Genomic DNA, 1086 nt, shown 5'->3' with positions numbered 1-1086 from the left:
GATATAGACGTATAAGAAGACGTCCAAGGGGAGTCCCCTCGCCGCGGCTTTATGAGTATAAGACCGCTAAGCTGCAAGAACTTGAAACACTGTATAGCCTGCCAACGATAATCTACTCGAAGATCACTGACAGCGTCATTCATTAATCGTTGTACATGAAATCGGTCTGCCACCAATGTAGCTCTGGGAAAGGCTTTCTCGGCTATCAAACGCATTGTAGGTGATAAATCAAGGGTTATTTCTTTTACTTTCAGGCGTAATGACCGAGGCAATTTTTCTAATGCATCGATTACTTCTTCTGATTTTGTCCCCCGAATCATGGCCACTAAAGTTCCTTGCCTGCCATGACCGGCCTTGTTGGTTACGATGGTGTAGAGTTCTCCTTGCGAAAGACATGTTTCATCAATACTTAGATTAGCTCCTAAGTTCTTCTTGTATAGAATATAAGTGGTAGAATGCAGCTTTTCCCAAGAACGAAAATCACTGATATATTCTTTGTATTGATAACCCAGGTTCGTCCCATTCACATTGTAATAAGAAGCGATTGATTTTATGCTTACAGCACTACTTTCTATTTGATTCTTTTAAAAAAGCCACGAACTCCTTCGTTAATCGGGTCCCGTCGTAGTGTACGTCAAACTTCTGGCTTAGGATCTCTCCTGTATGCTTATTCATCCATTTGCGCCGTCGAAGATGCAGATAAACCGCCTTCCCCTTTACAGGAAAGTCCTGAACAATACTATAATCAGTGAATCCATGTGAAATCAAAGTTTCAGGGCTGTCTTGAGGCATTACCTTCTTTTCACTTAGATATACATCTATACGAAATGAATCCTGTGTGAACTTTTCCAACTCAAAGAAATCAAAAAGCCATGAGGGGAGAAATAAGCGGAGAATGTCTTCGGTACTAAACATATTTTTTTAGGCAAAGATAACACTAACAACTGGGGGTTCGGATTGAGCCCAAGTGTATCATCTGCATATCTTTTTACGGGTCAGCGGATTTTCCCGGTTGATAAACCTTATCACATATCACGAATATATCCTATCTTTGTGGGCATGAATCCCGAGAAGTTATTAGGAGCT

At 41.0% G+C, this 1086-nt stretch carries 1 protein-coding gene; it reads right to left on the bottom strand.

The annotated features are described in order from the left end of the window. On the bottom strand, positions 1–527 hold a 527-nt coding region (locus tag M2132_RS12035), incomplete at its 3' end, for a transposase (protein ID WP_280673880.1). Between the last annotated feature and the right edge of the window lie 559 nt (positions 528–1086).

This window comes from Dysgonomonas sp. PH5-45, from assembly GCF_029893235.1.
Classification (GTDB): domain Bacteria; phylum Bacteroidota; class Bacteroidia; order Bacteroidales; family Dysgonomonadaceae; genus UBA1309.
The sequence above is the reverse complement of the archived record's forward strand: the minus strand, read 5'-3'. Positions and strand labels throughout refer to the sequence as shown.